This is a genomic window from Lederbergia galactosidilytica, from assembly GCF_017873565.1.
Classification (GTDB): Bacteria; Bacillota; Bacilli; order Bacillales; family Bacillaceae_C; genus Lederbergia; species Lederbergia galactosidilytica.
The window spans coordinates 16600-42996 of sequence record NZ_JAGGKH010000018.1; the positions used below are offsets into that span (position 1 = coordinate 16600).

23 protein-coding genes and 1 pseudogene are annotated in these 26397 nt (G+C 37.2%); 6 read left to right on the forward strand and 18 right to left on the reverse strand.

From position 1 onward, the window contains the following. Positions 1-79: 79 nt before the first annotated feature. Both J2Z23_RS17040 and J2Z23_RS17045 read left to right on the forward strand, forming a co-directional pair. Positions 80-202: a YfhE family protein gene (locus J2Z23_RS17040; RefSeq protein ID WP_082881196.1), complete on the forward strand. Its 123-nt coding sequence runs from the start codon at positions 80-82 to the stop codon at positions 200-202. A gap of 36 nt (positions 203-238) precedes the next feature. Next, positions 239-424: a YfhD family protein gene (locus J2Z23_RS17045; protein WP_057989204.1), complete on the forward strand. Its 186-nt coding sequence runs from the start codon at positions 239-241 to the stop codon at positions 422-424. A 57-nt stretch (positions 425-481) separates the two neighbouring features. On the opposite strand, the gene J2Z23_RS17050 is transcribed toward J2Z23_RS17045, so the two are convergent. The 4 genes and pseudogenes from J2Z23_RS17050 to J2Z23_RS17065 all read right to left on the reverse strand — a co-directional run bounded on the left by J2Z23_RS17050 (position 482) and on the right by J2Z23_RS17065 (position 4181). Then, positions 482-1942, reverse strand: coding sequence for an arylsulfatase (locus J2Z23_RS17050; RefSeq protein WP_057989206.1), 1461 nt, complete (start codon positions 1940-1942; stop codon positions 482-484). An 85-nt stretch (positions 1943-2027) separates the two neighbouring features. Continuing rightward, positions 2028-2645 (reverse strand): NUDIX hydrolase, encoded by a 618-nt coding sequence (locus J2Z23_RS17055; protein ID WP_064467623.1) that lies wholly within the window; start codon positions 2643-2645, stop codon positions 2028-2030. A gap of 383 nt (positions 2646-3028) precedes the next feature. Next, positions 3029-3535 (reverse strand): annotated as a pseudogene (locus J2Z23_RS17060) (Crp/Fnr family transcriptional regulator). Between the two features lie 286 nt (positions 3536-3821). Next, positions 3822-4181 carry a DUF488 domain-containing protein gene (locus J2Z23_RS17065; RefSeq protein WP_057987936.1) on the reverse strand — a complete coding sequence of 120 codons (360 nt, stop codon included), beginning with the start codon at positions 4179-4181 and terminating at the stop codon, positions 3822-3824. Between the two features lie 105 nt (positions 4182-4286). Between J2Z23_RS17065 and J2Z23_RS17070 the strand changes: the two genes are divergently transcribed. Further along, the gene (locus J2Z23_RS17070) at positions 4287-4454 is read left to right on the forward strand and encodes a hypothetical protein (RefSeq protein WP_165589652.1); all 168 of its coding nucleotides are present in this window, start codon (positions 4287-4289) and stop codon (positions 4452-4454) included. A gap of 114 nt (positions 4455-4568) precedes the next feature. Here the strand turns inward: J2Z23_RS17070 and cydC are convergent, their stop codons facing one another. From cydC to J2Z23_RS17090, 4 genes are read right to left on the reverse strand one after another with little or no spacing between them, the layout of a single operon-like run. Beyond that, positions 4569-6305 (reverse strand): thiol reductant ABC exporter subunit CydC, encoded by a 1737-nt coding sequence (cydC, locus tag J2Z23_RS17075; protein WP_082881290.1) that lies wholly within the window; start codon positions 6303-6305, stop codon positions 4569-4571. After that, positions 6302-8026: a thiol reductant ABC exporter subunit CydD gene (cydD, locus tag J2Z23_RS17080; RefSeq protein ID WP_057987934.1), complete on the reverse strand. Its 1725-nt coding sequence runs from the start codon at positions 8024-8026 to the stop codon at positions 6302-6304. The genes cydC and cydD overlap by 4 nt, the downstream gene beginning before the upstream one ends. Then, complete coding sequence (gene cydB / locus J2Z23_RS17085) at positions 8026-9039, reverse strand: cytochrome d ubiquinol oxidase subunit II (protein WP_057987932.1); 1014 nt, start codon at positions 9037-9039, stop codon at positions 8026-8028. The genes cydD and cydB overlap by 1 nt, the downstream gene beginning before the upstream one ends. Further along, complete coding sequence (locus J2Z23_RS17090) at positions 9026-10429, reverse strand: cytochrome ubiquinol oxidase subunit I (protein ID WP_209974660.1); 1404 nt, start codon at positions 10427-10429, stop codon at positions 9026-9028. The genes cydB and J2Z23_RS17090 overlap by 14 nt, the downstream gene beginning before the upstream one ends. 513 nt (positions 10430-10942) lie before the next feature. On the opposite strand from J2Z23_RS17090, the gene J2Z23_RS17095 reads away from it, so the two are divergent. Together J2Z23_RS17095 and J2Z23_RS17100 are read left to right on the forward strand one after the other, a co-directional pair. Continuing rightward, a complete protein-coding gene (locus J2Z23_RS17095; protein ID WP_064468028.1) occupies positions 10943-11773 on the forward strand; it encodes a hypothetical protein in 831 nt (276 codons plus the stop codon). Between the two features lie 819 nt (positions 11774-12592). Further along, positions 12593-13033: a hypothetical protein gene (locus J2Z23_RS17100; RefSeq protein WP_057987923.1), complete on the forward strand. Its 441-nt coding sequence runs from the start codon at positions 12593-12595 to the stop codon at positions 13031-13033. 247 nt (positions 13034-13280) lie between these two features. Here J2Z23_RS17100 and J2Z23_RS17105 read toward each other — a convergent pair whose 3' ends face one another. The 9 genes from J2Z23_RS17105 to J2Z23_RS22425 form a co-directional block, all read right to left on the reverse strand. Next, positions 13281-13751 (reverse strand): hypothetical protein, encoded by a 471-nt coding sequence (locus tag J2Z23_RS17105; RefSeq protein WP_057995198.1) that lies wholly within the window; start codon positions 13749-13751, stop codon positions 13281-13283. Between the two features lie 416 nt (positions 13752-14167). Next, positions 14168-15139: an ABC transporter ATP-binding protein gene (locus J2Z23_RS17110; protein WP_057987919.1), complete on the reverse strand. Its 972-nt coding sequence runs from the start codon at positions 15137-15139 to the stop codon at positions 14168-14170. Beyond that, complete coding sequence (locus tag J2Z23_RS17115; protein WP_209974662.1) at positions 15136-16122, reverse strand: ABC transporter ATP-binding protein; 987 nt, start codon at positions 16120-16122, stop codon at positions 15136-15138. The genes J2Z23_RS17110 and J2Z23_RS17115 overlap by 4 nt, the downstream gene beginning before the upstream one ends. A 5-nt stretch (positions 16123-16127) precedes the next feature. Further along, positions 16128-17054, reverse strand: coding sequence for an oligopeptide ABC transporter permease (gene opp4C, locus J2Z23_RS17120; RefSeq protein WP_057987940.1), 927 nt, complete (start codon positions 17052-17054; stop codon positions 16128-16130). A 223-nt stretch (positions 17055-17277) separates the two neighbouring features. Then, positions 17278-18234 carry an ABC transporter permease gene (locus J2Z23_RS17125; RefSeq protein WP_057987916.1) on the reverse strand — a complete coding sequence of 319 codons (957 nt, stop codon included), beginning with the start codon at positions 18232-18234 and terminating at the stop codon, positions 17278-17280. Positions 18235-18904: 670 nt separating this feature from the next. Then, positions 18905-20641 carry an ABC transporter substrate-binding protein gene (locus J2Z23_RS17130; protein ID WP_209974664.1) on the reverse strand — a complete coding sequence of 579 codons (1737 nt, stop codon included), beginning with the start codon at positions 20639-20641 and terminating at the stop codon, positions 18905-18907. A 152-nt stretch (positions 20642-20793) separates the two neighbouring features. Further along, a complete protein-coding gene (locus tag J2Z23_RS17135) occupies positions 20794-21987 on the reverse strand; it encodes a M20 metallopeptidase family protein (RefSeq protein ID WP_238482831.1) in 1194 nt (397 codons plus the stop codon). Between the two features lie 327 nt (positions 21988-22314). Then, positions 22315-22875, reverse strand: coding sequence for an MATE family efflux transporter (locus tag J2Z23_RS22420; RefSeq protein WP_238482832.1), 561 nt, complete (start codon positions 22873-22875; stop codon positions 22315-22317). Positions 22876-22895: 20 nt separating this feature from the next. Further along, on the reverse strand, positions 22896-23711 hold the full coding sequence (locus J2Z23_RS22425) for an MATE family efflux transporter (protein WP_238482833.1): 816 nt from the start codon (positions 23709-23711) through the stop codon (positions 22896-22898). A gap of 116 nt (positions 23712-23827) precedes the next feature. On the opposite strand from J2Z23_RS22425, the gene J2Z23_RS17145 reads away from it, so the two are divergent. After that, a complete protein-coding gene (locus J2Z23_RS17145; protein WP_209974666.1) occupies positions 23828-24649 on the forward strand; it encodes a MerR family transcriptional regulator in 822 nt (273 codons plus the stop codon). Positions 24650-24774: 125 nt separating this feature from the next. Here the strand turns inward: J2Z23_RS17145 and J2Z23_RS17150 are convergent, their stop codons facing one another. Further along, complete coding sequence (locus J2Z23_RS17150; RefSeq protein ID WP_057987910.1) at positions 24775-25986, reverse strand: MFS transporter; 1212 nt, start codon at positions 25984-25986, stop codon at positions 24775-24777. Between the last annotated feature and the right edge of the window lie 411 nt (positions 25987-26397).

Here is a 26397-nt window from a genome sequence, read left to right on the forward strand (position 1 = left end):
ATAACACAGTTTTATGTATGTTTATTAAAGTTTTGGAGAAAAATGTTAGATGAAGTCTAGAGCAAAAGGAGTTGATCCTATGAGTAAAAATAAAGACGTTCAAACAAAAAGTACTCTATCTACAACCCAAGAAGTACTTTATGCAAAGGAATTTAAACAAGCTGATCGAGCAGGCGGCTACACACATTCCCGAAGAAAATGATCCAATTTTTTCATTATAATAATGGAGGGTATTTAAATGGGTAGAGATGATCGTAGAAAAGCACGTGATAAGAATAAACAAAAGCTTCCACAAGTGCCACAAAATATGAAATCAGATGGTCTTGATGTTGAATTTTCCCAAGAAGTGGCAGATCAAAATGATTTAGAAGCAATGGCCAGAGCCGACGAAGCGGACAAGAGAGCGCAAAAACGCAAAAGTTAAGTTAAAATGAATTAAAACTGGGATGGACAATATAGAGTCCATCCCTAAATCTTGGCATCATATATTATTTTTACTATTTTGAAGAACAACTTGCGGCTGTTGCCCCACGATTAATCGCATTCCATCTGTGTAACCTTCCTCTCTTTCTTCTAATTCTTTTATTAATAACTGCCGGAAAGCATTTATTCTCTGGGCATAAGCCTGCTGATTGATTAAGTTTTTTGTTTCATAGGGATCTTCTTCCAAATTAAAAAATTGTTCTTCACCTGTTTGGGAATACCAAATGAATTTTTCTTTTCCATTGACAATGAAATGGTGGGATTGTCTACCATGGGCGTGTTCACCATGAAGATATTCTCGCCAGCCACTCTCTTCATTCTTAGCTAATGGAAGAATACTTTTTCCTTCAACACTTTTAGGAATAGGGATATTTGCAGCATCTAATAAGCTTGGCATAATATCACGCAATTCCACTACTTTCCCGCAAGTACTTCCCTTTTTTAAACCTAATTGATTACCGGGATCCGCGAGAATAAACGGAACTTTCGCACTCCCTTCATAAGCTAAAGACTTTCTCAGTAAATGGTGATCTCCTAATAATTCTCCGTGATCTGAAACAAATAAAATTACCGTATTATCATAAACTTTATACTCAATAAGACTTTGGATAAAACGCCCTATTTGATCATCGATATGTGCAATCAACGCATAATAAGCAGCTCTTGCTCTTTTTAAGCGTTGCTTTGGTACATTTCCCCCACCAGCAGTTGGGATTAAACCTTCTTGAAATTCATCCATATCATTGGCCCAATCACCGATAACTGGTTCATCTATATCCAGACCCATATAATAATCAAAATAAACCTGTGGCGGATCAAACGGTGGATGCGGTCGGACGAAAGACATTTTTAAGAAGAACGGTTTACTTGGATCTCTTCTTCTTAAGAAATCGATCGATTGTGTGACAACCCAATTGGTTGGGTGATACTCTTCAGGTAAATGCCATGGTCGGCTCATCGCAGAAGCATTACAGTCTAGGCCAAGGTCCGTTAAATCTCGGTGACCCCCAAGCCGCTCCCTCAGCCATGGTAAATAATCATCTGTATGATCAAAAGATTCATGAACCGGTGTATCTTTCATCCGATTATGATGTAAATATCCATCATGCAAAATAACATTATGAAATCCACATAGATTTCGAGTTGGGGATACGTGCATTTTTCCTACCGCTTGTGTATGATACCCTGCCTGGCTCATTTCTTCAGGAAGCAAATGAGAATAATTATATGGAACCCGATCTTGATAACCAACTCTTCCATGGGATTTCTGGGACATTCCCGTTAACACAGCTGCTCTTGCAGGTACACATGTCGGTGTAGCGGAATAAGCGTTTGTAAATCTCACTCCTTGAAGGGCAAGTTGATCCAAATTTGGAGTTTCCACAACAGAATGGCCCGCAATACTTAAACAATCAAAACGCATCTGATCAACCATAATCATTAATATATTTGGCTTCATCTACTTCTCCCTCTTTAAGATGATGTTCAAAAAGCCCGCTAACAATAACACTCGAGATATCTTTTTGAACACCCACTTTTTTATATTAATCAAAATATGTTTCTTTTTCTGGATCTGCTAAATAACCAAAAAGCATATGTATTTGTGCTTCTGTATTACGATTTTTCGATAAGGGTGGTAAGTGATTTTTTTGAAAAAATTGCACATCATTTGTTTCTATCCCACTATTTGCACTCCCGCCTATGATCTCACAATGAATAAATAGTTTATAATAATGGTAGGGTTGCGGTGGGTGAGCATGTTTATGTGTATCACATACTGCAAGCAATTTTTTCGTGATTACATCATAGCCAGCCTCTTCTTTGATTTCTTTGATAATATTTTCGGAAGGAGAGAGACCGACATCACAGAACCCCCCTGGTAACGACCAAGATTGATCATGATTTTCCTGGACTAAGAGAATTCGGTCATTTTGAAAAATGGCTCCCCTTACATCTAACTTAGGTGTTTGATAACCGACTTCATTTGCAAATAAACGATAAATTTTTTCCTTCTCAATACCTGTATGATCTGCCATGATCTCTACACTTATTTTTCGCAGTTCTTCATATCGCTCAATATCATATACATCTTTAGAAAAGGCTAACCCTGCTTGGGACAATGCTTGAATTCTTTTCGCCCATTCTAACCATTTATGCTCCATGTTTTCACCTTCTGACATTATAAATGAGGGTCCTATAAACCATTTCGCTAAAAGTTGAAATTCTCCTCTAGTTTTATTTTTTCATAAAAAGCAATCTTGAGAGGAATCTTACAATCCAAGCATGAAAAAGATGAAACAATGTCCTTTGCGATAAGGTGCTGGTGTGGGGCCATTTAGTTCCATGACTCGGTGCACTTTCCGTTATTTTTTTGTTATGAATAAAAACCCGCTTGCGTAATTACGTCCCTTTTTCCACACAAAAAAAGGAAAGCCTTTTTCGACTTTCCCTTACATAGGGTAAATATGGGAATGGTTGGATCTCGCTTTAGTAGCAAGCGGAAAATAAATTTCAATTCTACTAGCCTGGATCTATCATTCTGTTCTTACTGTGTAGCGATGCCACGGAATTTTTTAAAGATATTTTTGTCCTTCATATTTTTGATTGTAGCTGGAACTAGGAAGCGGTCAACTCCGTAATATACAGTTCCGTTGATAACAAATAAGAGAACAATGGCTACAGCGAGTAAGATTGGATTTGTGCTAATCGTGCCTGCTAGCAAGAAGTTCAAGTTCATGAAAGCTCATGCGATTAAGGTTGGAATGGTTAAAGCACCGACAATTAATCCAAGACCAACGAGAATTTCCCCTGCTGGGATGACAATATTGATAATCTTCACATTAGGAAGAGCGATATGTTCAAGAAATGCTGCATACCATCCCTGCACAACTGGTGCTTCTCCTCCTGCTTTCGCTAAAGCCCCTTGTAAAAATCCTCCTGCATCAAAGGCACCTAATTTATGCCAACCAGCTTCTAACCACTGAACCCCTAACCAAATTCTTAATGTTGCCCAAACTATGGCTACCCAACGATTTTCATACCATCTTCTCATGATTATCACTCCATTTATTATATTGTGAAAATATTCACATGTTATTTTAAAAAAATATAAGTGCTCTGTACTGAAGTTTTTGTTTTTCTTTGTGAATAATTTCACTAACTTTCTATACTCTTAATATACTTGATTTTGTTCCAATTAGCAAGTCGTTTTTTATTCTGACACATTTTTGACAAACATTATCAGGCCAGCCTTCTTATGATAACAATTCTTTATCTTCTATTGCCTCCTTTCACTCATACGAGTCTAAAGTGACTCCCGCAACAGCTTTGTTCTATTACTATTTCTTTATAATTTCTTTTTTAAGTATAATTGCTTGATTATGTTTCTCATCCTTTGCTGCATATAATAAAGTAAGATCATTTCCTTTCGCCAGTTCACATAATTCTGTAAAGGCCGTTTTCTTTTCTTGATCTTTTTGAAGTTCCTCTAAATATTTTTCTTTAAATTCCTCGAAGCGATTAGGATCATGCCCGAACCATTTTCTTAATTCGGAGCTAGGTGCCACCTCTTTCAGCCACTTATCCAATTTTGCCTCTTCTTTTTTTATTCCTCGCGGCCAGATCCGATCAACAAGGATTCTTAAACCGTCTGATTGCGCAAATGAATCATAGATCCTTTTTACTTTAATTTTTGGCATATTTCCCCATTCCCCTCTCCTAATAATTCCTTCATTTATTCCTATTCATGTTATTCCCTGTTGCCGGTCATACTAACAAATATTATACATGAGGAGGATTTTTAGATGAAAAGAAATAAAGCAAAAACGTTCATCAACCAAGAGGAAATCACTACCCAAGCCAATCTTAATAATCTTGAACCAGGTGACTCTGTCGATGAACAACGCACAGTTGAAACAGCTAATAGTCACCTAGCCAAAGATGAAATCCAACAGCAAAATAACAATCTTTAACCTAGCCAATATGAAAACGCAAAAAACAGCGCCCTTTATAAGGACACTGAAAATTTTAAATGGGGGCCTCCGAAACGTGAACTTATCGGCCTGCCCCCCTCTATTCAGCGAAAGTTAATCTTTCTGAATACCTTGATCCATTGCATATAGTTGTCGATAGCGTTCGTTTTGTTTCATTAATTGGGTATGTGTTCCGTGCATAGTGATTTTGCCATCATCTAAAAAGATGATTTGGTCCATTTTTTCCAGTCCGGTTAGATGATGAGTAATCATAATCATCGTTTTATCTTTCAATGTCTCAAACATGGTGTTTAGCAGAGCTTTTTCTGTGAGTGGATCAAGCCCGATCGTTGGCTCATCTAAAATGACAATCGGCGTTTTCTTCAATAGAATACGTGCTAATGCAATTCTTTGTCGCTCCCCACCTGAAAAACGTTGTCCTGTTTCTTCCATTTGTGTATCCAATCCCTTTGGAAGTGAGTGTATATACTCATCTAACTTAACCTGTTGGATCACAGCTTCTAATTCCTCTTGTGTCACATCATAATTTCCCAACCGAATATTATTTGCTACCGTTGTAGCAAATAAATAGGGCTTCTGATTCAAATAGCCGATTCCTTGATAAATTTCATCCCCGTATTTTTCAGGTGAATGGCCGCCCACTTCAATTTTTCCTGTTTGCGGTGTGACTACCCCTAATAATAATTGTGATAAAGTTGATTTTCCCGCACCACTTTTTCCTAATATCGCAATTTTTTGTCCATATTGTATCGAAAGATTAATATTTTTTACAGCATCTGATTCCTCATTCGGATAACGAAAATCTACATTCTGCAAAAGAATTTCTGGAGCCTGATCAGCAAACTCAAGTGAGTTCCCTTCAGCTTTCTCTTGAGAAAACTGATGCACATCTTCTATCCGTTGCAAAGATTCCCGGTATGTTGGAATGTTTTCCACTGCCTCTGAGACGGGAATCAAACCCTCCATAATCGGAAAGACGACTAAAGTAAATGCGGCAATATAAGTTGGGGCAATTTGTCCATTCCCCGCGGCAATGCCAGCCCAGATCCCTACGAGTAACAAGATTATCCCTGTGAAACATTGTAATTGAAAAGTACGAGCTTGTTGCCAATATACAATTGATTTTTCAATTTTATTTCCTTGCCCTGTCTTTTTTAAAAAGCCTGTTATAAAGGCATTCTTTCTGCCACTAATCATCCAGTCATGCATGCCAAAAAAAGCATCTGTTATAGACTGATAAGTTTGTTGACGGCTTTTTTTCAAACTGACTTGTTTTTTCTTTAAAATAAACAAAGAGCATAAGGGATAAACAATTAAAACAATACTGAGTAAAATTGCCATTATGAAAGCAAACTTCCAGTCAAATAAGGATAAAGAAACAATTGAAAATGCAAATAAGAAAATCGCTGACACTGTTGGGAAAATGGTGCGAATATAGACATCTTGTAAATGTTCTATATCATCCGCCAATGTCCCCAATAAATCACCTGTTTGAAAACGCGAACGAATAAATAAAGCTTGCGGTTCTATCATTTTGTATAATTGAACTCGCATATCCCCTAATATTTTCAATACAGCATGATGCCCGACCAAACGTTCAATATATCTCGTTACTGCTCTCGAAAGGCCAAATGTACGAACAGCGACTATCGGAATATAAAGAAGCAAAATCGTTTCAGGCCTTTCAGAGGCACGCGTAATTAAATATCCCGATGTAAAAGTAAGTAAGGAAGATGAGAGGACCGTTAGTAGGGCTAACAAAATCGTTGTGATCATCACGGCTTTATATTGCTTTAAATAAGGCTGTATATAAGTTTGATATAGATTCAACGATCCTCTCCCCCTTTCCTTGCTTGGCGTAATGTAGAAAAAGCTCCTTCTCTTTGCATTAACTCCTCATAACTCCCACTTTCCACAAGCTTTCCATTCTCCATGACGAAAATCCAATCCATATCTTGCATCCAATGCAAGCGATGGGTAGCAAAAAAGACTAATTTTTCTTCCATTAATGGTAGCATTGCTTGCTTCAACTCATATTCTGTCTCAACATCCAAATGTGCTGTTGGCTCATCGAATAGCATTATCGGGCGATTCTGCAGTAGCCCTCTTGCTAAAGCAACACGTTGCTCTTCCCCGCCACTTAAACTTCGGCCTCCTTGGCCGATTTTTTCTTCCAAACCATTTGGGAATCGAGAAATTAGTTCCGTTAAACCCACTTGATCAGCAGCCTTTTTGACCTTCTCCAGGGAAGCATCAGGCGCATATAAACGAATATTTTCTGCGATCGTACCGGAAAAAATATGCGGATGTTGTGGAATATAGGTTAACTGTTGCTGCCAGCCACTTAATGAAAAATGAGGTAACTTTTGTTCATTATATAGAACCTCGCCATCGCCCGGATCTAAAAATCCAGCTAATAAGTCAATAAAGGTAGACTTTCCAGAACCAGAGGCCCCGACAACTCCAATTTTTTTTAGACCCTTCACTTCAATTGATATATCTTGCAGACGAGAAATTCCTTCCTCAGATTCTATTTTTACGTCCTTTATACGCAAAATACTATCTTTCGTCCAAACAGGAACCATAGTTTTATCTTGATAATCTGTCACTGTCTTCATTGCCAAAATTTGATGAATTTGATCTCCAGCTTCTTTTCCATCCATTGTCGCATGATAATCATTTCCTAACTCACGGACTGGCAAAAAGTATTCAGGTGCTAGAATGAGAATAAGAAGTGCAGGCGCAAGTAATATATGGCCGTTAATTAATCTTAAGCCAAGCTCCACTGCCACAATGGCAACGGAAAGACTTGCGAAGAAATCCAAAGAAAAAGTAGATAAAAAAGCAACTCTTAATGTCCGGTTTGTCGCAATTCTATATTTATTACTTACGGTTTCAATTGACTTTTGATGGGATTTACTTTTCCCTAAATATTTTAAGGTAACAAGGCCGCGTAATGAATCAACAAAATGACGAGATAGCAGTTGATATGTTTCCCATTGCGCATCCATTTGCTTTTGTGCAGCCAACCCTAACAAAATTAAAAAGATAATCATAATCGGCATCACAACGGCCAATATTATCGCCGAGGGAAGATCAATGGTCACTACATAAATTAATAAAATAATCGGCACACAGACCATAGCAATCGTTCTAGGAATAAACAGCCGTAAATAGGTGCGAAATTGAGGAATTCCTTCCATAACCAATGTCACTAAATGACCAGTTCCCTCTTTCCCTATCATCCTCGGTCCTAGTGCAAATAACTTTTTCACTAACGCCTTTTGATAATCATTCGCCGTGTCCTCGGCAAATCGATATGTCCACTTCTCTTTCACCCATTGAAGAAAATGGCGTAAAACAAATGCGCCAATAAATATCCCCAATAAGGGGAGGACTGCATTCCAAGCAGTCCCCTCATACATTTTTACAATGGCAGACGCTAAATAATGAGCCTGCACGATTAAAATAATCGTCTGTATAACCGTTAAGACGCCAATTATGAAGATAAGACGTTTGCTTCCTTTATAGTGAAGAAGATGTTTATCCATTAGTCTTCTAAAAGCTCCTTATGAGAGACTCTTTTGCGAAAAATATAATAGCTCCAGATCGTATAACCTAAAACAATGGGAATCATCGTGGCCGCAACGAATGTCATTATTTTTAAAGAGTATTGACCAGATGAAGCATTATAAACCGTTAGATTATTGGCAAGATCAGTTGAGCTAATAAGAACATTTGGAAATAAGGCGATAAAAAAGGAAGAAGTGACAAGGACCATAATGAGCCCCGTTACAGTAAAACTAAATCCTTCTTTTTTATTACGTAACAATGGATATAGAGCTAGATATAAAATCACTGTTAACCCATATAGTGGATAAAGTATCCAACCTTTTTCCACGAAAGCTTGTGTATAGACGCCTGTCAAAATCACAAATATAACAACGACAAGTCCTGTCACAAAATAGATCTTCAACGCCATTTGTTTCGACTTTTCCCGTAATGATCCAGTAATTTTTAAAGAGGCAAACATTAAACCATGTAAATAGGATAGTAAAACAAAAGCAAGTCCTCCAACGAGAGTATAAGGATTGATAATATCTGTGAATCCTGCATACATATTCATTTCCTCATCAATCGGCAAGCCTTTAATCAGACTAGAGAACATAACACCCAATAAAAATGGTGGCAGGATACTTCCAATAAAGATCGACCAATCCCAGACACTCACCCACAGTTTTGATTGCACTTTTTCTCTAAACTCAAAACTAACTCCCCGTACAATTAAAGCTAATAACAAAACTACAAACGGAAGGTAATAGCCACTGAATAATGTTGCATACCAATGCGGGAAGGCGGCGAACATCGCCCCACCCGCTGTGATCAACCATACTTCATTAGCATCCCAAAACGGTCCAATACTTTTAATCAGCATTTGTTTCTCTTGTTCATTTTTTGCAAGAAACTTGGTACTCATACCAATTCCAAAATCAAAACCTTCCAAGAATAGAAAGCCGACAAATAGAACAGCCACAAGGACAAACCATAACTCACTTAGCTGCATGTTGAACACCTCCAAGATCAAAAGGATCTGATGCTGATACATCCTCTTTAGGCTTTGCATGTGGCCCTTGCTTGATCACACGGATAAATAGATAAACCATCACAATCGCTAAACATGCATAAATAACTGAAAATGCTATTAATGAAAAGAGAATTTGACCTGCACTTACATTAGGTGAGACAGCATCCATTGTTTTCATTAGCCCATATACGACCCAAGGCTGGCGGCCAATTTCAGACATAATCCAACCAAAGGAATTCCCGATGAATGGCAAAAAGATTGCCGGAATTAACCATTTCAAATACGGAATACTGCTGACTAGTTTCTTTCTCCATAACAGGAATAACCCAACAGCGCTAAGCAAAATAAGGATTCCGCCTGTTCCAGCCATAATTCTGAAGCTCCAAAATGTCGCTTTTACCGGTGGAACATAGATGCCTTCCCCATGTTTCTCAACCATCTTTTCCTGTAAAGTATTCATTCCCTCTACTTTTCCACTAAACTCACTGTACGCCAAATAACTTAACAAATAAGGAATTTCGATCCGATGCGTACTCTTCTGATTTTCAGTATCAATATTGGCAAATAATGTCCATGCTGCTGGGTCACCACTATCTTCCCAAAGCCCCTCTGCAGCGGCCATTTTCATTGGTTGAGCATGCATTAAATAAGTAGCTTGTGCATGGCCAGAAAATGCTAACCCTAAACCAGCAACCATTCCAATTACAAGAGATATTGCAATAGAACGTTTAAAGATTTCTATATCTTTTTTCTTAATTAAATACCATGCACTGACACCTGCAATAAAAAAGGCACCTGTTGCAAAGCTTCCAAAAATAGTATGTGGAAAAGCAACCCAAAGTTTAGGATTGGTTAACACAGCCAGAAAGTCGGTCATTTCAGCGCGGCCATTTTGAATTGTATAACCAACAGGATTATGCATAAAGGAATTCGCCGCTAAAATCCAAAAGGCTGACATAATCGTGCCAATTGACACAAGCCAAATACAGGCAAGATGTAATTTTTTCGGTAACTTATTCCAGCCGAATATCCATAAACCGATAAACGTTGATTCTAAGAAAAAGGCGGCTAAAGCCTCTACCGCAAGAGGTGCACCAAATACATCCCCAACGAACCGTGAATAACTTGACCAGTTCATCCCAAATTGGAATTCCTGGATAATCCCTGTCACGACTCCTACTGCAAAGTTAATCAGGAAAAAGATACTCCAAAACTTCGTCATTTTTAAATAAATATCATTTTTCTTAATCACATACATTGTCTGCATGATCGCAATAATAAATACTAGACCAATGGACAATGGGACAAAGATAAAATGAAACAATGTCGTTGAAGCAAATTGAATCCTTGCGAGAATAACCTCTTCCATTCCATTTTCCTCCTTTAGTGAAAAAGTGAACAAACTTTGACAAAAAATTTTATTCATCTATCTGCACACTTTTTAGTTCGTGAATTTGTGAACAAACTTTGACAAAATTTTTTACTTTGAACTGGATATGATATTAAGCTAGTTTTAAAAGTGAAATTTTAGAATCTCCTCAAGAATACAAAGACACTAAAAGGACTTTTCATCTGCTTAACATTTCCATAGGCTTATGCGGATGGTAATTCCTTTTTCTCCACATAGTGAATAATTGAGCATTCTATATTTCTATCATACTACAGTTTTTCATAATGGAGCATCCGTTATGTTACAAATTCAGTACCAATATAAGGCTATTTATTGAACAAAGTAAAAGTGAATTAATCTTTTTACATCTTGTGGATTATCATTTTAAAAAGAAATAAAGGTTTTGTCAATCAATCTAATCTAACTTTACGTTTGCTCAACAATTCTTAGAGGTATAAAAATTATATAATCCTCAAAATAAGGGTGGTTAAGATGATAAAAATTACTACACAAATTATCACATTCCTAGGTTTTATTTTTCTAATTAGTGGATGTACAACTGAAGGACAAGCTTCACCTGATGATACTTTGCACACTGAAACGGAGATAGACTCCCCAAAACAGAGTGAGGAAAAGCCAGATTCCGAACCCAAAGCAAAGGAAAATTCATCACAAACGGAGATGCAAGATAATGGGGAACTAACAGAGGAAGAAGTATTGGCGGAAATAAAAAAACAAATTGATACAAAGCTAACAATTGTTCTTCCTGATAGTATCCCTTTAGACGAGGGGGAACATTTAACAGCCGCAACAACATCAGAAGATGATCGCTATACTGTTACCTTTTTTGCTAGTCAAGATCCTATACCAATCAATAATAAGCAGTTAAATGACAGTGAAGCTGCCAGGAAGATCGCAAGCTTAACGGTACAAGAGTATAGCACCCAGGAACAGGCAGACGAGGAAATTGCCTATGAAGACTTTAAAGAAAATGGCGGTAATAAAGTGGATCTTGGTTATGAAATGACTGGCTATCAAGATGCAGGGGCAGGTAGCCTATGGACTGGTTGGAATGAAGGCCGCTGGGCATTGACGACACACACATATACAGATGAAGCAGACTCAGGTGAAAAACTTGCCCGCAATACCGTCAAATTTCTTGAAAATCACTCTTTACCTATCCCAGAAGAACATGGTTTTGTCCATTTGGATGCTACAGGGAATGACCAGCAGATTGTCTGGCAAAAAGAAAAAGTTGTTTATCAATTAGATCAGATTGCAGATTCGATCATCGGTTTAAAAATAGCAACATCGTTTGAGTGAAAGGTTCAATCCGATGAATTAACTAGCAGAAGTGTCGAGAATAAGGCAATTTCTCACCAAATCCAGCTATAAAAAGCAAGGAGGGCTAGTTTGCTAAATGATTCCTCATATTCGTGTTTTTAAGATGTTAGCTCATTCAATCTAGAAGGTATTTTCATATTGTAGAATATGGAGGTGATGGGTTGGCTGGAAAAAGAAATCATTTAGGCTGCCTTTTTCCTGGCTATAAATGGTGTGGGCCAGGTTGTAGTGGACCAGGTTCTCCTATCAATGATGTGGATGCTTGCTGTATGAGACATGATCGTTGTCTTAATAGGGGAATTCATCCTTGTATCTGTGATGAACAATTCATGAATTGTCTTCGCCCCAAAATGACGCGCAGATCTCAAGATGGTCGTCATGCTCGGCTTATGTATAGAGCCATGCAATTGAAAACAACTTTTCAGTGTCAAAAATTGGGAAGGTATCGTTAGGATTGGATAAAACGCTACCCTCTCAATCTCCTTTTTCCTCTAATATCATGTCTTTTCTCATTCCGTTGCCTTCGAACCTTGCTTGCATAAAAGGTATTTTTACATTAAATCACATTACATTAGTAAGCTTAAACTCATGTGAATTCCTTTCACGATTAAGCCAAATTATTGCATAATCAACCAGCCAAACGAATTTTGCTCCACCCTCCTTTTCCGATAGCTACACCTTCTATAAAGATTTTATTTTTGTAACATAATTAGGATTTGGAGTACGATTGGAAAACTAGCATTATACTTATAATTGTAGGATAATAATAGTATGAATAAGAGGTTAAGGAGGGCTTGCATGGAAAATCATCCTATATCACTTCCCATTGCATACATGATTGAGACACTTAGAAGCCAGGGGATATCTAATTCAGATATACTAAGTCAAATTGAAAAAAAGGATGTTACCCCTTGGGTTCATATAAATGAACATTTCGATTTTAATCAGCTCTTAAAATTGGCGGATCAAGATCAAGAGGCGTTAACCTCCATCATTGAGGATGGCTATCAAGTGAAATTTATTACGATTAAAGGGTTGCAAACATTGTTAAAATTAAAATTTCAACTAGTCGAAGGACGCGATTATCAACTTACGGACAAAGGAATTAAGGATCTACATATTAAAGAGGATGTTTGGCTGAAGCTTAAGCAATTATTATCTAAAAATTGTATGATTCATGAAGAACCTCTTCAGAATGAGAAATCTTATAAAAAAGTAAAAATCGAACTAGCCCTATAAAACCTAGAGGCTAAGGATTTGAAAGCCGATTAGCTTCACTTCCCCTGTAATCAAATGTTGAATATGTTTTACTCATTATGTTTCGCACATCCTTTTGGCTTTTGGACAAAATAACAAGGATTAGCCATCATGAGCAAATTGGAATATGCGCGACAACTAGCTTCCTCTTAACCCTGAAGTTCGTTAGCCTCCCGCAGAAAAGGCGCATATTCCATTTGCCGTATTCACATTAATCGACTGTTCTAAATTATTTTCTGTTTACCCGCTTTTTTCGTACATAATAAATATAGGAACCAGGAATAAGAAAACAAATAAAAACAATAAAACCTATAAGGAAAATTTCATTGAATACTATCATATTTAAAGCGAATTTTGCCACAAGTGCGAATATAATTGCGATCACGACAGAGATCAAAACAATTTGATTATAAGGACTAAACTTTCTAGGTTTTTCCGAATCATCATAGACATCAATGGTGATTTTTATGTTTAGCCATAGTAGGACTGCCATTGTCAACATTAATACGATAAATAAGGGATTAACTACAACTGCTCTTACCCCTTTGTCAATTCCTTCGTATACGAGTATTGCCACAATTCCCAGAGTTTGCAACAAAAATGCGATTCGTATATTTTTAAAATTTTGCAGTTGCAAACGTTCATCCTTTTCATTTGGACTCCCCTCCTGCTCAATCCAAAATAGTTCATTTAAAGACATATTCACTGCATAACAGATTTCTAAACATAACTTCAAGATTAGAGATTATATTTACCTATTCAATTAAGCTAATAGTTTGCCGTATCACTCCAACTTGAGGCCAGCTGCGTTTGCCTTTGATTCTTCTGTATTCTGGCAAGCTTTACTACTGCCAGCCCCCTAACCTGAATATAACATATAAATGTAAATTATATATTGCATTTATATAGAGATAGGAAAATTAGCAGATTAAAAAACTCCTCTTTTGATGTAACGATACATAGACAAAAGCTTCTATTAAGATGAAAATCCAACTTATTAAGAACATTAAAGAGACAGAAAAAGAGCTAATTGCGCTCCCCTTCCGTCCTTTTTAAGAGAAAGTTGATTAATATAAATCAAGATGAATTCTTTATTGCTTTCAAATTTTCTATTTCTTATACTAAATGACAAGCTACATAATGCTGATCCTCAATTTCGCGAAATTCCGGTACTTCCACACGGCAGATATCTTGTGCCAAAGGACATCTTGTATGAAATTTACAACCTTTAGGTGGATTAGCAGGATTGGGGATATCCCCCTTCAATATGATTCGCTCACGTTTCAACGTAGGATCTGGGATCGGTACAGCCGAGAGTAAAGCTTTTGTATAAGGATGAAGCGGGTTACCATAAAGTTGATCACGACTAGCCAACTCCATCATCGAGCCAAGATAAAGCACGCCGATTTTTGAACAAAGATGCTCCACAACACTTAAATCATGAGATATAAATAAGAAGGTAATATCTTTCTCTTTTTGTAATTCCTTAAATAAATTTATGATTTGCGCTTGAATGGAAACATCTAATGCAGATACAGGTTCATCAGCGACAATAAAGTCTGGTTCCAAAATAATGGCTCTTGCTATCCCAATACGTTGACGCTGTCCCCCACTGAATTCATGGGGGAAGCGATCATAATGATAAGAAGCCAGACCACAAATCTCTAATACCTCTAGCACTTTACTCTTTACTTCCGTTTTACTGCATAAGCCATGATCAAGCAAAGCTTCCCCAATTGCATCTCCAATACGAAGCCGCGGATTCAATGAACTAAATGGATCTTGAAAGATAAATTGCAACTTTGGCCGCAAATTCCTCATTTCTTGTTTGGGTAGATGATGGAGGCTATATCCATTATATTTCACTTCCCCAGATGTAATGGAATGAAGTCTTAAAATACTTCGACCAATTGTACTTTTTCCACTCCCTGATTCACCTACAAGTCCAAACGTTTCACCTTTTCCAATTTTAAAGCTAACTCCGTCAACTGCCTTCACGACAGTTTTATTTCTTTTGAAAATCGAAGAGGAATCACCAAAATATTTTTTAAGTTGATTCACTTCAATTAAAGGTGTCCTCTCCTTCATACAATCACCTCTTCCTCATATAACCAGCATGCCACTTGATGATCATCCTTAATGGATTTCATTCCTGGACTTTTCTCAACACAAATACTCATACAATGCTCACACCGATCACTGAAATAACAAGATGGTTGCAAATCAATTAAGTTTGGCACTTGACCAGGAATTGTATAGAGTGTCTCTTTACGTTGATTAATAACAGGCTTCGCTGCCAACAACCCTTTTGTATAAGGATGTTTAGGATTCTTAAATAATTCAACTACAGGAGCATGTTCAATTACTTTTCCTGCGTACATGACAATCACATAATCGGCTACCTCTGCAACAACCCCTAGATCATGAGTAATCAACAACATCGACATTTGTCGTTCCTCTTTTAATTTTCGCAGCAACTCTAAAATTTGCGCTTGAATCGTAACATCAAGTGCTGTTGTTGGTTCATCTGCAATTAGTAACCGTGGATTACAACATAAAGCGATCGCGATCATAATTCTTTGTAACATTCCACCACTCAACTGATGCGGATAGGAAGAAAAAATCTCGCGACTTCTTCCAATACCTACTAACTCAATCAACTCTATCGCTTTTTGCTTTGCTTGCTTTTTTGAGATAAGGGTATGTTCCATTAGAGGCTCGATAATTTGCTCACCGATCGTTAAGACAGGGTTTAGTGAAGTCATTGGCTCTTGAAAAATCATAGCAAAATCATTCCCCCGTAATCTCCGCAGGTCAGACATCTTCATTTTAAGTAAATCTTTTCCTTCAAATATAATTTCTCCTTCACATTTCGCACCCGATGTGTGATCGATTAACCCCATAATCGACATCGCCGTTGCACTTTTTCCACACCCAGACTCTCCAACCAAGCAAACAGTTTGTCCTTCTTTTATTTCAAAACTCACATCATTGACAGCATTTACCTTCCCAGCTTCTGTTTGAAACTGGGTAAGTAAGTGATTCACCTGCAAGATAGACCCCTCTGCCATGTCTATTACCTCCTCTTCATGTTTGGATCGATTGCATCGCGCAAGCCATCGCCGAGTAAATTAATACTAATCACTGTTAGGAAGATTGCCACTCCAGGTGGAATCCATAGCCAAGGTCGTTTTTGAAAATCAATTAGAGAATTGGCTGCATTGATCATATTCCCCCAAGATGCTGTTGGTGGGACTACACCTAGCCCAAAGTAACTAAGGACTGATTCACTTAAAATTGCACTCCCCACATTCAGTGTCCCAGCTACGATTAATAATGGAACAGTATTAGGTAATAAATGATTCAGTAGTTTCCTACGATCTCGTAGTCCTAAGGCATCTGTCGCTTGAATAAATTCTCGTTCGCGTAAACTTAGAATTTGGCTTCGTACCAATCTAGCAAGTCCTGGCCAACCAACTAAACTTAGCATCAGCATAACAATATAAAGTCGCTGTTCTGCTGGTACCTTCCACTCTGACATTACAGCCGCCATAATAAATAAAAGGGGCAAGCCAGGTAATGTCATAAGGATATCCGCTGTTCTCATTACAATTTGATCAATAATTCCTTTATAGTATCCAGCTAGCACACCTAATAAAGCACCAATGGTAAGAGACATAATCATAGCACCGAGTCCTACTGTTAATGAGATTCTTCCAGCTAGCATCAATCTTGTTAAGACATCCCGCCCTAGCTTATCTGTCCCTAACCAGTGAGATGAACTAGGAGGTTGATTTATATTCGTTGCATCCACCCCAGAAATACCATAAGGTGAAAAAAAAGGACCTATAAAGGAAAATAAAAATATAAAAATTAGAAAACCTAAACCTGAAAGGGCGATTTTCTTTTTTAATAAACGACGAAACACTTGTCTCCATAGAGATGATTTTTGCTGTTTTGACTGTATCTTTGGATTCATTGTCGTCACTGAGGGACTTTCCATCTGTTTCAACTCCTTAGCATTCCGAAGTAATACACAAGCATCAAGAAGGAGTAAAAAGCTCATCGTTTTTCTCATTCTTCCTAATCCTTGCAGTTGGTTCTGTCTAGCAAACTTCTATTAAGTTAACAGATATCATAGTTCACTAACTATTAACACGAGGTTTTTGTTTCAGTTAGTTCATAAAGCAATTGGCGGAACTTGCTTTTCATGCGATCAAATAAAATTATTTTAAACGAACACGAGGATCCGCTACTCCGTATAGTAAATCTGCTAATAAATTACTTATAACCGTTAAAAGGGCGATAAACATTGTAAAGCCCATTAATAATGGGTAATCTCGAACCGTGAAGGCCTGCATATATATGGCTCCAATCCCTGGCCAATTAAATATTTGCTCCGTAATAATGGCACCACTAAACAATGCAGGTAACTCAAAGGCAAATAATGTAATAGCCGGCAAAAGGGCATTTCTTAATGCATGTTTATAAACAACTGTTTTTTCCTTAAGTCCCTTGGCTCTAGCTGTTCGAACAAAATCTTGACGAATTACTTCAAGCATATTGGTTCGGAAATAACGGGCTAATCCGCCGATTCCTAACATCGTTAGAACTAACACAGGCAGAATCATATGCTGGCCAACATCTTTCACATATTCCCAGCCCGTATAATTACTTCCCGTAGTGATCATCCCCCCAGCTGGAAACCAACCTAGGTCAACTGCAAGAAATTTAATTAAGATTAAGCCAAGGAAAAAGGATGGAGTTGCCATACCTGCAAACACTAACACAGTTGCCAATGAATCAAATAAAGAATATTGGCGAGTAGCTGAAACGACACCAACTACTAGAGCAATCCCCCATGTCAAAATCAATGAAGCTAAAGCAACAAAAAATGAACTCCAAAGATAATTCCCTAGTACTTCGACAACTGGACGTTGAAATTGTAACGAATATCCAAGATCACCTTGAAGGAGATTCCCCATCCAAATGAAATAACGCTTCAAAACTGGCTGATCAAAGCCATAAAGAGCATATAACTCAGCTTTCCGTTCAGCAGTCAAATTCGGATCAGCATCAATAAAATTTCCTGGAACTAATGAATACAAAAAGAATATTAACAATGAAGCCCCAATCAAGGTTGGAATTAAATATAAAAATCTTTTTAAAACATATCCTTTCAAGCTATCTCTCCCCCCATCTCTTAACAATTATGTAAGCCGGATTCAGCTCAAATCATCATGTCTGCAATTCCTCATTGCCTACACACCATTCCGTAGATTTGTCCACAGAATGGAAGCTGCACAAAAAACATTCAAACTTTCGTAGAGTGTTTTTATTTTCCTAAGCCGATTAGGTTTAGCTAAACTACAGTTAAAGCCCTGATACCGCGACTCCTACCGATAGTCTTAATTCTTTCCAGACCCACTTGCAACAGTGTCTATTTCCATAAGAAATAATCATCATCCCGTGGGTATTCTCTCATGTAACAGGGCGTATCCGAGCTTTAGATTCGGATACGCCTGAATTAAAACGACAATTCATTGTTTAAAAGTTATTTAAATGCTCAAATCAATTTCATAATAGAGATGTTAGCATTCAAATCCGAACAACGTTGATTTACGCTTCAGATGGACGCTTTCAGGGGGGCGTGCGGTGAGCTTCCTCGTCGCTATGCTCCTACGGGATCTCACTATCACGCTAATCCCCCAGGTGTCGCCGCCTTCCGCCCCAATCAACTAAGTTAAGGAAATACATGGACTAACCATTCAATCTCCTTTCACAATAACGTTCGTGTATTGATCATTCATAAGCAATGATGAAATGGACTCAATCAATAAGTTTATTAAATTATTATGGTTGTACATCGACTACTTGTAAATTTTTCAAGCTAGAGGCAATCCCGCGGTATCCATTCGGTTCAAAGCCTTCTACTCGTGCATTTGTTCCACTTAATACTTTTGTATAAGACATTAAAATCACCGGCGGATCTTCATCTAACGCTTTATATAATTCATGAAAAGCTGCCGCTCTTTCATCTTGATCATTAGTTGCAATAGTTGCATCAATCAAACCATCAATTTTCTCATTTCCGTAACCTTTAATAATCGTATCATTGGTTTTTGTATGAAAACTTTCAATTCCATTATAAGGATCGGTCAACATGGTCGTAGAGAAAGAAGCAAGATCATGATCTCCTTTCTCTACACGAGAAAGTAAAGCATTAAAATCCATTTGTTCTATTTGAAGATCAATGCCGATTTCCTTATAGTTTTCCTTGGCAATCGGAATGAATGTATCCCCTAAACCACCCGCAGAAGTAAAATAATAGACTACAAGTTTTTGACCATCTTTTTCGCGAATGCCATTATCACCTTCCGTCCAACCAGCTTCCTCTAGTAATTCTTTTGCTTTTTCAGGATCATAGTTCATACTGCCAACTTCATCTGTATATGCCCATGACGTCGGTGAAACAGGAACATTCGCTACTTGTGCATAGCCCTGATAATATGTATCAATAATCGTTTGACGATCAAGACCATATATAAAGGCTTGTCGTACTTTAGGATCCTTGAAAATCTCTTTCTCATGATTGAATGTGACATAGCCATAAGCTGAAGAAGTATAGACATTAATATTGGCAAACCCTAAAGCTTGCAAAAATTCAAAATTATCTTGGTTTGCGGCTAGAGCACTATAATCCAATTCACCAGTTTGGAAAAATTGTTGTGAATCTCCTTCAGTTGTTTTATAGATAAATTGATCTACTTCAGGCTTCCCATCATAAAAATATTCATTGGCTTCATAGCGAATCTCTTGTCCAGGCAAATAATCAACAAAACGGAATGGTCCCGCCCCAACTGGTTTTAGATGCAGAGCATTTAAATAATCGAGATTTCCTTTTTTATAGTCTTTTCCATAGTACTCTTTCTGAAGGATTTGACCACCTAACAAACGTAAGGACTGCGCATTCACTTCTTCTGTTGTAATTTTAATTGTTTGTTCATTAATTAATTCAATACCCGAAATACTTTTTGCATCACCATTTTTATAATCTAACCCACCAACAACTTTCGCTTCTGTGATGTCTGTTCCACCACCATAACTCGGATCATGCAATAACGTAAGAGTGAATTCAACATCCTCTGTTGTTAATGGTGTTCCATCATCAAATTTCAAATCATCTCGCAAATGAAAAGTATATGTTAATCCATCCTCTGAAACATCCCAGCTCTCCGCAAGTCCAGGAATTGGTTCACCTACTTCATTGATATCGACTAAAGGAGGAAACATGACTGATTGAACATTCCCATCATATCCACTTGAATTAAAATATGGTGTAAAGACTCCTCCAGGTTCTTGCAAGCCTACAACTACCATATTTCCTCGATTAACAGCTAATTGGGGAGAAGCTGATGGATCTTCTGCAGGAATCTGTGTATCTTCGACAACCTTGGTTGCATTGTCACTCTTTTCTTCAGTTGAATCGTTTTTATTATTTTCTGTTGATGTCTTTCCTGAACTACAGGCAGCGACAATCAAGCTGAACAGTATCATTATCATTAATAGTACCAATTTCGATTGTTTCATTTTTTTCATTCCTTTATCTAAAATCATCGTTTTATTTTTAAAAATATTCGGTTAAAATAATCCACTAAAATTTGCGGACGCTAGGTTCGACCGCAATATTTTTTCATTTCCAAGACCTTTACACAAATATCGCACACATCAATATTTCAGTGTTAAAATAGATAATGAGCAATAATTTTTACAAATGATCTTTCGATATTTAATAAAGCTCGTTCATCAAAATCAAATTTCGGATGATGATGTGAGTAATGAGTTTGTTCTTTTTCATTCCGTGAACCGACTCTGAAATATGTTCCCGGCTTTTCTTGTAAGAAATAAGAAAAATCCTCTGCCCCCATCGAAGGTTCTAATGGAATAACAGATTCATCTGAAAATTCTTCTTTGAAAAGAGTTCTTGCAAGTTCAGTTTCTCGCTCATGATTATATAAAGCAGGATAACCTAGTAAATAGTCGATTGAATATTCCGCCCGGAATGCAGCTGTGATTCCTTGCACGATCGAATGGATATCCTCTTTGACTTTCATTCTAATCTTCTCATCAAATGTACGGACAGTTCCTTCGATTTTCGCATTTTCTGCGATCACATTAAAGGCATTTCCAGCTTGAAAAACTCCAACTGTAACAACGGCTGATTGTAGTGGATTCACTTGTCGACTGACAATTTTTTGTAAAGCATTAATAACCTCACTACCAATTACAATCGAATCAATTGTTTCATGGGGCCTCGCTCCATGACCACCTTTTCCCTTGATCGTAATCTCAAATTTATCAACTGCGGCTGAGGTAAAACCTTCTCCCACGGCCACTTGTCCTAATGGGAGGTCAGACGCTAAATGTGCACCAAATACATAATCTACTCCATCCAACACATTGTCTTCAATCATAAACTTCGCACCACCTGGTGGTAATTCTTCCGCAGGCTGGAAAATAAAAATGATTTTTCCTTTTAACTTTTCTCGGAATTGACTTAACACTTGTGCTGTTCCTAATAAAGCAGCCGTATGTCCATCATGGCCACATGCATGCATAATACCAGGCTTTTGTGATTTATACGGTACATCTTTTTCATCTTGAATAGGAAGTGCATCGAAATCAGCTCTTAAAGCAATGGTAGGTCCAGGATTTTTCCCTTCAAGTATACCAATTAGTCCATTCCCACCAATTTTTGTTTTGACCGCTAAATCAAAACTGATTAACTTTTCCTCAATAAACTTAGCTGTTTCTGTCTCCTGAAAAGATAACTCAGGATATTGATGCATATATCTTCTCCATTTGATGACTTCTTGCTGATTTCTCTCTAATTCCTCGTAAATTAACGCTAAATCAGTTTGATTTGTCTGTTGCAAGATGAGCTCCCCTTCCCTCAAAACCTATTAAACTCATAGGAATTAATAACTTTGATTTATTGTATGGCATATTCTAAAAATTTTCAACTGTTTTTTTCTAAAAATTTTAATATATAGCAAAAACTTGATACTGCCGATAATAGAAGAAACTTACTCGTTTTACATAATCATATATTCCCAGGTAAGTTAGTGACTTTATCTCTAGTAAAAAACTACTCCTTGAAACAAAAAGAACGAAGAATGCCATTCCACTCTTCGTTCTTTCTTTGTTAAGATTTACGGGCCAGCTCCCTACTGAACGGAAAATTCTCCCCCAAATTTGGTCCTTCACATTTTATCTTTACTAAATGCAGGTTCTGTCACCCGATTTGTAATTATCTTAGGCTTTTCTGACCGAATAAGCTCGATCCATTTAAATTTCAAGGCCAAATAAATAAATAGAACTGTAAATCCCTCAGCTAATGGAAAGACTAACCAAATGGTATCAGGCCCAAAGAAATTAGGTAATACCCATAGTAAGGGAATAAATAAAAACAGGCTTCGACATAAGGTAATCCATGTAGCAATACGAATCTTTCCAATAGATTGATAATATTCTACAAAGACCATGTTGATTCCTAAAAATAGATATCCTGCAAAAAAATAGGAGATCCCCATTTTTGTATAATCAACAACTTCCGAAATTTCAATTCCAAATAAGCTAATAATCCAGCCTCTCCCTATCAAGCCAATCATAAATACGGCTGCTCCCAGACTTATCCCTGTGATGATAGCCATTCGAATAAACTGTTTCATGCGCGAATAAAGATTTGCACCATAATGGTAACTTGTAATAGGTTGAAGAGCTGTGCCAATCCCAATAAAGAGCATAATAAACACTGTATGCATATAGTTTACTACAGCATAAGCTACAATCCTACTTCCCCAACAAAATGACTAAATGTTACATTGAATCCAACCATCATCACAGCGGCCGAGCCCTCCACAATGAAACTCGGAAAACCAATCGAAAAGATGTTACCTAGTAAGGATATATCGAGTTTTGTATGAGAGTATCCTAATTGCTTTTTCCTCGTTAAAAAGTGGGTAAGTAAAGCAAGAATTCCAATGAAGGTACCAATAACAGTTGCGTAAGCCGCTCCTTTAACACCCCAATGAAAAATAAAGATAAATAGATAATTTAAAATTATATTCACAACAGATGTTACAATTAATCCTGTCATCGCGAGCGCAGGATTTCCATCATTTCGAATAAAAATACTTAAAATATTTTCAAGTACAAAGACAAGCCCAAACAATAAGATAATGTGTAGATAATCGTCAACATAAGTAATAATCGAATCGTTTGCCCCAAATACATAAGCAAGTCGTTTTTCAAACATTAGACAAAATGCAATAATTAATCCTGTTGTAGCAATCGCCAAAATGATTGAATGTGTAAATATCTTTTTTGCGCGGACATGATTATTTTGACCAAGTGCAATAGAATATAGTGTGGCACCCCCCATGCCAATCCATAAAGAAACAGATAAAATGACCGAGTATATTGGAACCGCAATATTTACACCTGCCAACCCTTTTTCCCCAACACCATGGCTGACGAATAGACCATCGATTAAAATATTGATCGCCATTAAAACCATGCCAAATAAAGAGGGAATTAAATATTGCATAAATAGTTTACGAGGCTCTGTCGTTTGCATCTTTGAATGATTCTTTCCCATTTAAATACCACCTAAAATATCGTTCTTTGAAGTCTGCTCCGTTTATTCAATATTTTTCTATGTTATGATAATAAGGTATTCGGTTATCGTATAGTCAAGAGTGAAGAGGTGGAAAATTGGAGACTACAAAAAAATTATTTACGACCGGAGAATTTGCTGATTTATGTGGTGTAAAAAAACAAACATTTTTTCATTATGATGATATTGGTCTATTAAAACCAGAGCATAAAGATGAAAAAGGGTATCGCTATTATTCCGTTCAACAAACGGAAGTTTTTAGCGTGATTGAGATGTTAAAGGAAATTGGTATGTCTTTAGCGGAAATTAAGGACTTTTTACATCTCAAAAGCCCTAAGGAAACCATCGAATTATTAGCGGAAAAAGAAGAAGCAATGAAGATAAAAATTGCAAAAATGCAGCGTACTCAACAAATCATTCAACATAAGAAAAAACAAATAGAGGCGGCATTAAAGTTGGATTTTGATCGTTTATTAATTGAAGAATTAGGAGAAGAAAATTATATTTTAAGTGAAAATATTTTAAATTGCTCAGATAAAGAATTCACAAAATCGATAATGGCATTTATTAAATATACAAAACAAGAAGAAATGGATATCGGTTATCCTATTGGTGGGTTAATTCGTCAGAAACAAATAGAGGCTGCCGATTATTGGAATTATTCGCATTTTTATATGCGTGTAGATCAACTTATGGTTGAAGAACCCTTTATTAAAAAAGCCGGAAAATATGTAATTGCCTATCATAAGGGGAGCTATATGACAATTCAAGATACGTATGAAGAAATAAATGCGTATTTGAATGAGAATGGTTATTCCATTTGTGGTGATAGCTTTGAGGAGTATGTAATGGATGAAGTAAGTGTTAGTGGTGAAGAAAATTACGTGACTAAAATCATGATACAAGTAGAAGAAAAGTAAACTATCTACTTTTCTTCTACTCATTTTCCCAACAGCAATTCTACACTGTCCAAACTTTCGAAAATGAGAAACAGATATTATCCTGGGAAATATCCTAATTAATACAGAACCACTAATAAGAACTGTTACATCACAGCCACTTCCGTTGAAGACGATGCCCTTTGTTTCAAACTTAACATAACGATAAAGGAGATAATATATAGAGCAGCTAGGTAGATCATGGCTGTCATCATATTATAGTTTTGCAAGAGGTAGCCAACTAGGATCGGTGAAAATCCGCCTAAGGCTCTACCGAAGTTAAAAATCGTGTTTGTTGCCGTACTTCGAATATGAACAGGATAATAGCGGCTAATCAAGGCGCCATACCCAGCAAACATCCCATTTGAGAAAAAGCCAACGATCGCACCGCCAATTAATACGCCAGCACTTCCCGTTGCAAAAGAGTATAAAAAGACTGCACTTGCGGATGCAAGTAGAAAAATTCCAAAGGACCGTTTGGCACCTAATCGATCCATAAATTGCCCAAAAGTCAACATACCAATAATCATGCCAATAGCCGTGCTAATCGTCCATAATGCTGAGCTTGATACAGATAATCCTTGTGATTTTTGCAACATGGATGGCAACCAAATCATCAGCCCATTATATCCCGCTATTTGAACAGTCGCCATAATGGCAAGGGCCAGGGTGGTGAGCGTTGTTCTTGGTGTACGAAACAGCTCACGTAACTTCCCTTCTTTTTGTTTCAGGCTGGTCTCGTCCTCCTGTTGTGAAGCTAACCATTCTGGTGATTCTTTTAGATTCTTTCGAACAATAAAGGCAAAAACTACTGGAATTATGCCCACAAAGAATAATGCCCTCCACCCTAGAATCGGAAGAATCATCGCACTTAATAGCGCCGCGAGAATAACACCAATTTGTGCTCCAACACTTACGTAAGAAGAAACCCTTCCTTGCTTGTTTTTGGGCCACGCCTCTGCGACGAGAGCCATTCCGATACCATATTCACCACCTGCACCAATGCCAGCAATGAAACGAAATATATAAATTTGTTCAATATTCGTAGCCAATCCCGTTAAAGCTGTTCCAATCGCAAACAAAAATACAGTATACGTAAAGATTCGAACGCGACCAAACTTATCTGCCAAAATCCCGAAGATAATTCCTCCAAGCAGCATGCCAATATTCGTAATCGATGAAATAAATCCACCTGTTGCTAAATCAATATGGAACTCCGCGACGATCATGGACATGGCAAATGAAATAAACATTATATCCATGCCTTCCAGTGTTAAACCAGCCATAGAGGCGACTACTGTTTTCCGTTGATAATTCATGTAGCTTTTCCACCCTTCAGTGTTTGTTTATGTTGGCAAAATTTTCTCGTTGGTTTGAAGGAATGGTCTTTGATGATGATTCAAATAAACATCTCCATTCTCTTTTCAAGCCTCACAGGACGTTGTTTAAAAGAGATTAAACTTGTCTCAAATAAGCAAAATAAATACCCTTTTATCACAGAGGACAAAAGGGCATAAAAACATAGATATATAGAAACACATCTATATATTCGTCCTTTTCGGCCTCTCGGGACCGGTTTAAAGGCTATATATTTGCTCCATATAATAGCATGTTTAAAAAATATTATCAACGGAAAATACTTTCAAACCAATTACTATGATCATGCAACATTATGGATATTCGCTTTTTTCTATTTCTTTTGATGAAGGAGTTGATACCTCTTTTCATAT

Excerpts from the sequence above, each read along its gene's own strand:
- J2Z23_RS17040 (WP_082881196.1), top strand. The coding sequence starts at position 80 with ATGAGTAAAAATAAAGACGTTCAAACAAAAAGTACTCTATCTACAACC.
- J2Z23_RS17045 (WP_057989204.1), top strand. The coding sequence starts at position 239 with ATGGGTAGAGATGATCGTAGAAAAGCACGTGATAAGAATAAACAAAAG.
- J2Z23_RS17050 (WP_057989206.1), bottom strand. The coding sequence starts at position 1,942 with ATGAAGCCAAATATATTAATGATTATGGTTGATCAGATGCGTTTTGAT.
- J2Z23_RS17055 (WP_064467623.1), bottom strand. The coding sequence starts at position 2,645 with ATGGAGCATAAATGGTTAGAATGGGCGAAAAGAATTCAAGCATTGTCC.
- J2Z23_RS17065 (WP_057987936.1), bottom strand. The coding sequence starts at position 4,181 with ATGCCAAAAATTAAAGTAAAAAGGATCTATGATTCATTTGCGCAATCA.
- J2Z23_RS17070 (WP_165589652.1), top strand. The coding sequence starts at position 4,287 with ATGAAAAGAAATAAAGCAAAAACGTTCATCAACCAAGAGGAAATCACT.
- cydD (WP_057987934.1), bottom strand. The coding sequence starts at position 8,026 with ATGGATAAACATCTTCTTCACTATAAAGGAAGCAAACGTCTTATCTTC.
- cydB (WP_057987932.1), bottom strand. The coding sequence starts at position 9,039 with ATGCAGCTAAGTGAGTTATGGTTTGTCCTTGTGGCTGTTCTATTTGTC.
- J2Z23_RS17090 (WP_209974660.1), bottom strand. The coding sequence starts at position 10,429 with ATGGAAGAGGTTATTCTCGCAAGGATTCAATTTGCTTCAACGACATTG.
- J2Z23_RS17095 (WP_064468028.1), top strand. The coding sequence starts at position 10,943 with ATGATAAAAATTACTACACAAATTATCACATTCCTAGGTTTTATTTTT.
- J2Z23_RS17100 (WP_057987923.1), top strand. The coding sequence starts at position 12,593 with ATGGAAAATCATCCTATATCACTTCCCATTGCATACATGATTGAGACA.
- J2Z23_RS17105 (WP_057995198.1), bottom strand. The coding sequence starts at position 13,751 with ATGTCTTTAAATGAACTATTTTGGATTGAGCAGGAGGGGAGTCCAAAT.
- J2Z23_RS17110 (WP_057987919.1), bottom strand. The coding sequence starts at position 15,139 with ATGAAGGAGAGGACACCTTTAATTGAAGTGAATCAACTTAAAAAATAT.
- J2Z23_RS17115 (WP_209974662.1), bottom strand. The coding sequence starts at position 16,122 with ATGGCAGAGGGGTCTATCTTGCAGGTGAATCACTTACTTACCCAGTTT.
- opp4C (WP_057987940.1), bottom strand. The coding sequence starts at position 17,054 with ATGGAAAGTCCCTCAGTGACGACAATGAATCCAAAGATACAGTCAAAA.
- J2Z23_RS17130 (WP_209974664.1), bottom strand. The coding sequence starts at position 20,641 with ATGAAACAATCGAAATTGGTACTATTAATGATAATGATACTGTTCAGC.
- J2Z23_RS22420 (WP_238482832.1), bottom strand. The coding sequence starts at position 22,875 with ATGCATACAGTGTTTATTATGCTCTTTATTGGGATTGGCACAGCTCTT.
- J2Z23_RS22425 (WP_238482833.1), bottom strand. The coding sequence starts at position 23,711 with ATGGGAAAGAATCATTCAAAGATGCAAACGACAGAGCCTCGTAAACTA.
- J2Z23_RS17150 (WP_057987910.1), bottom strand. The coding sequence starts at position 25,986 with ATGAATTATCAACGGAAAACAGTAGTCGCCTCTATGGCTGGTTTAACA.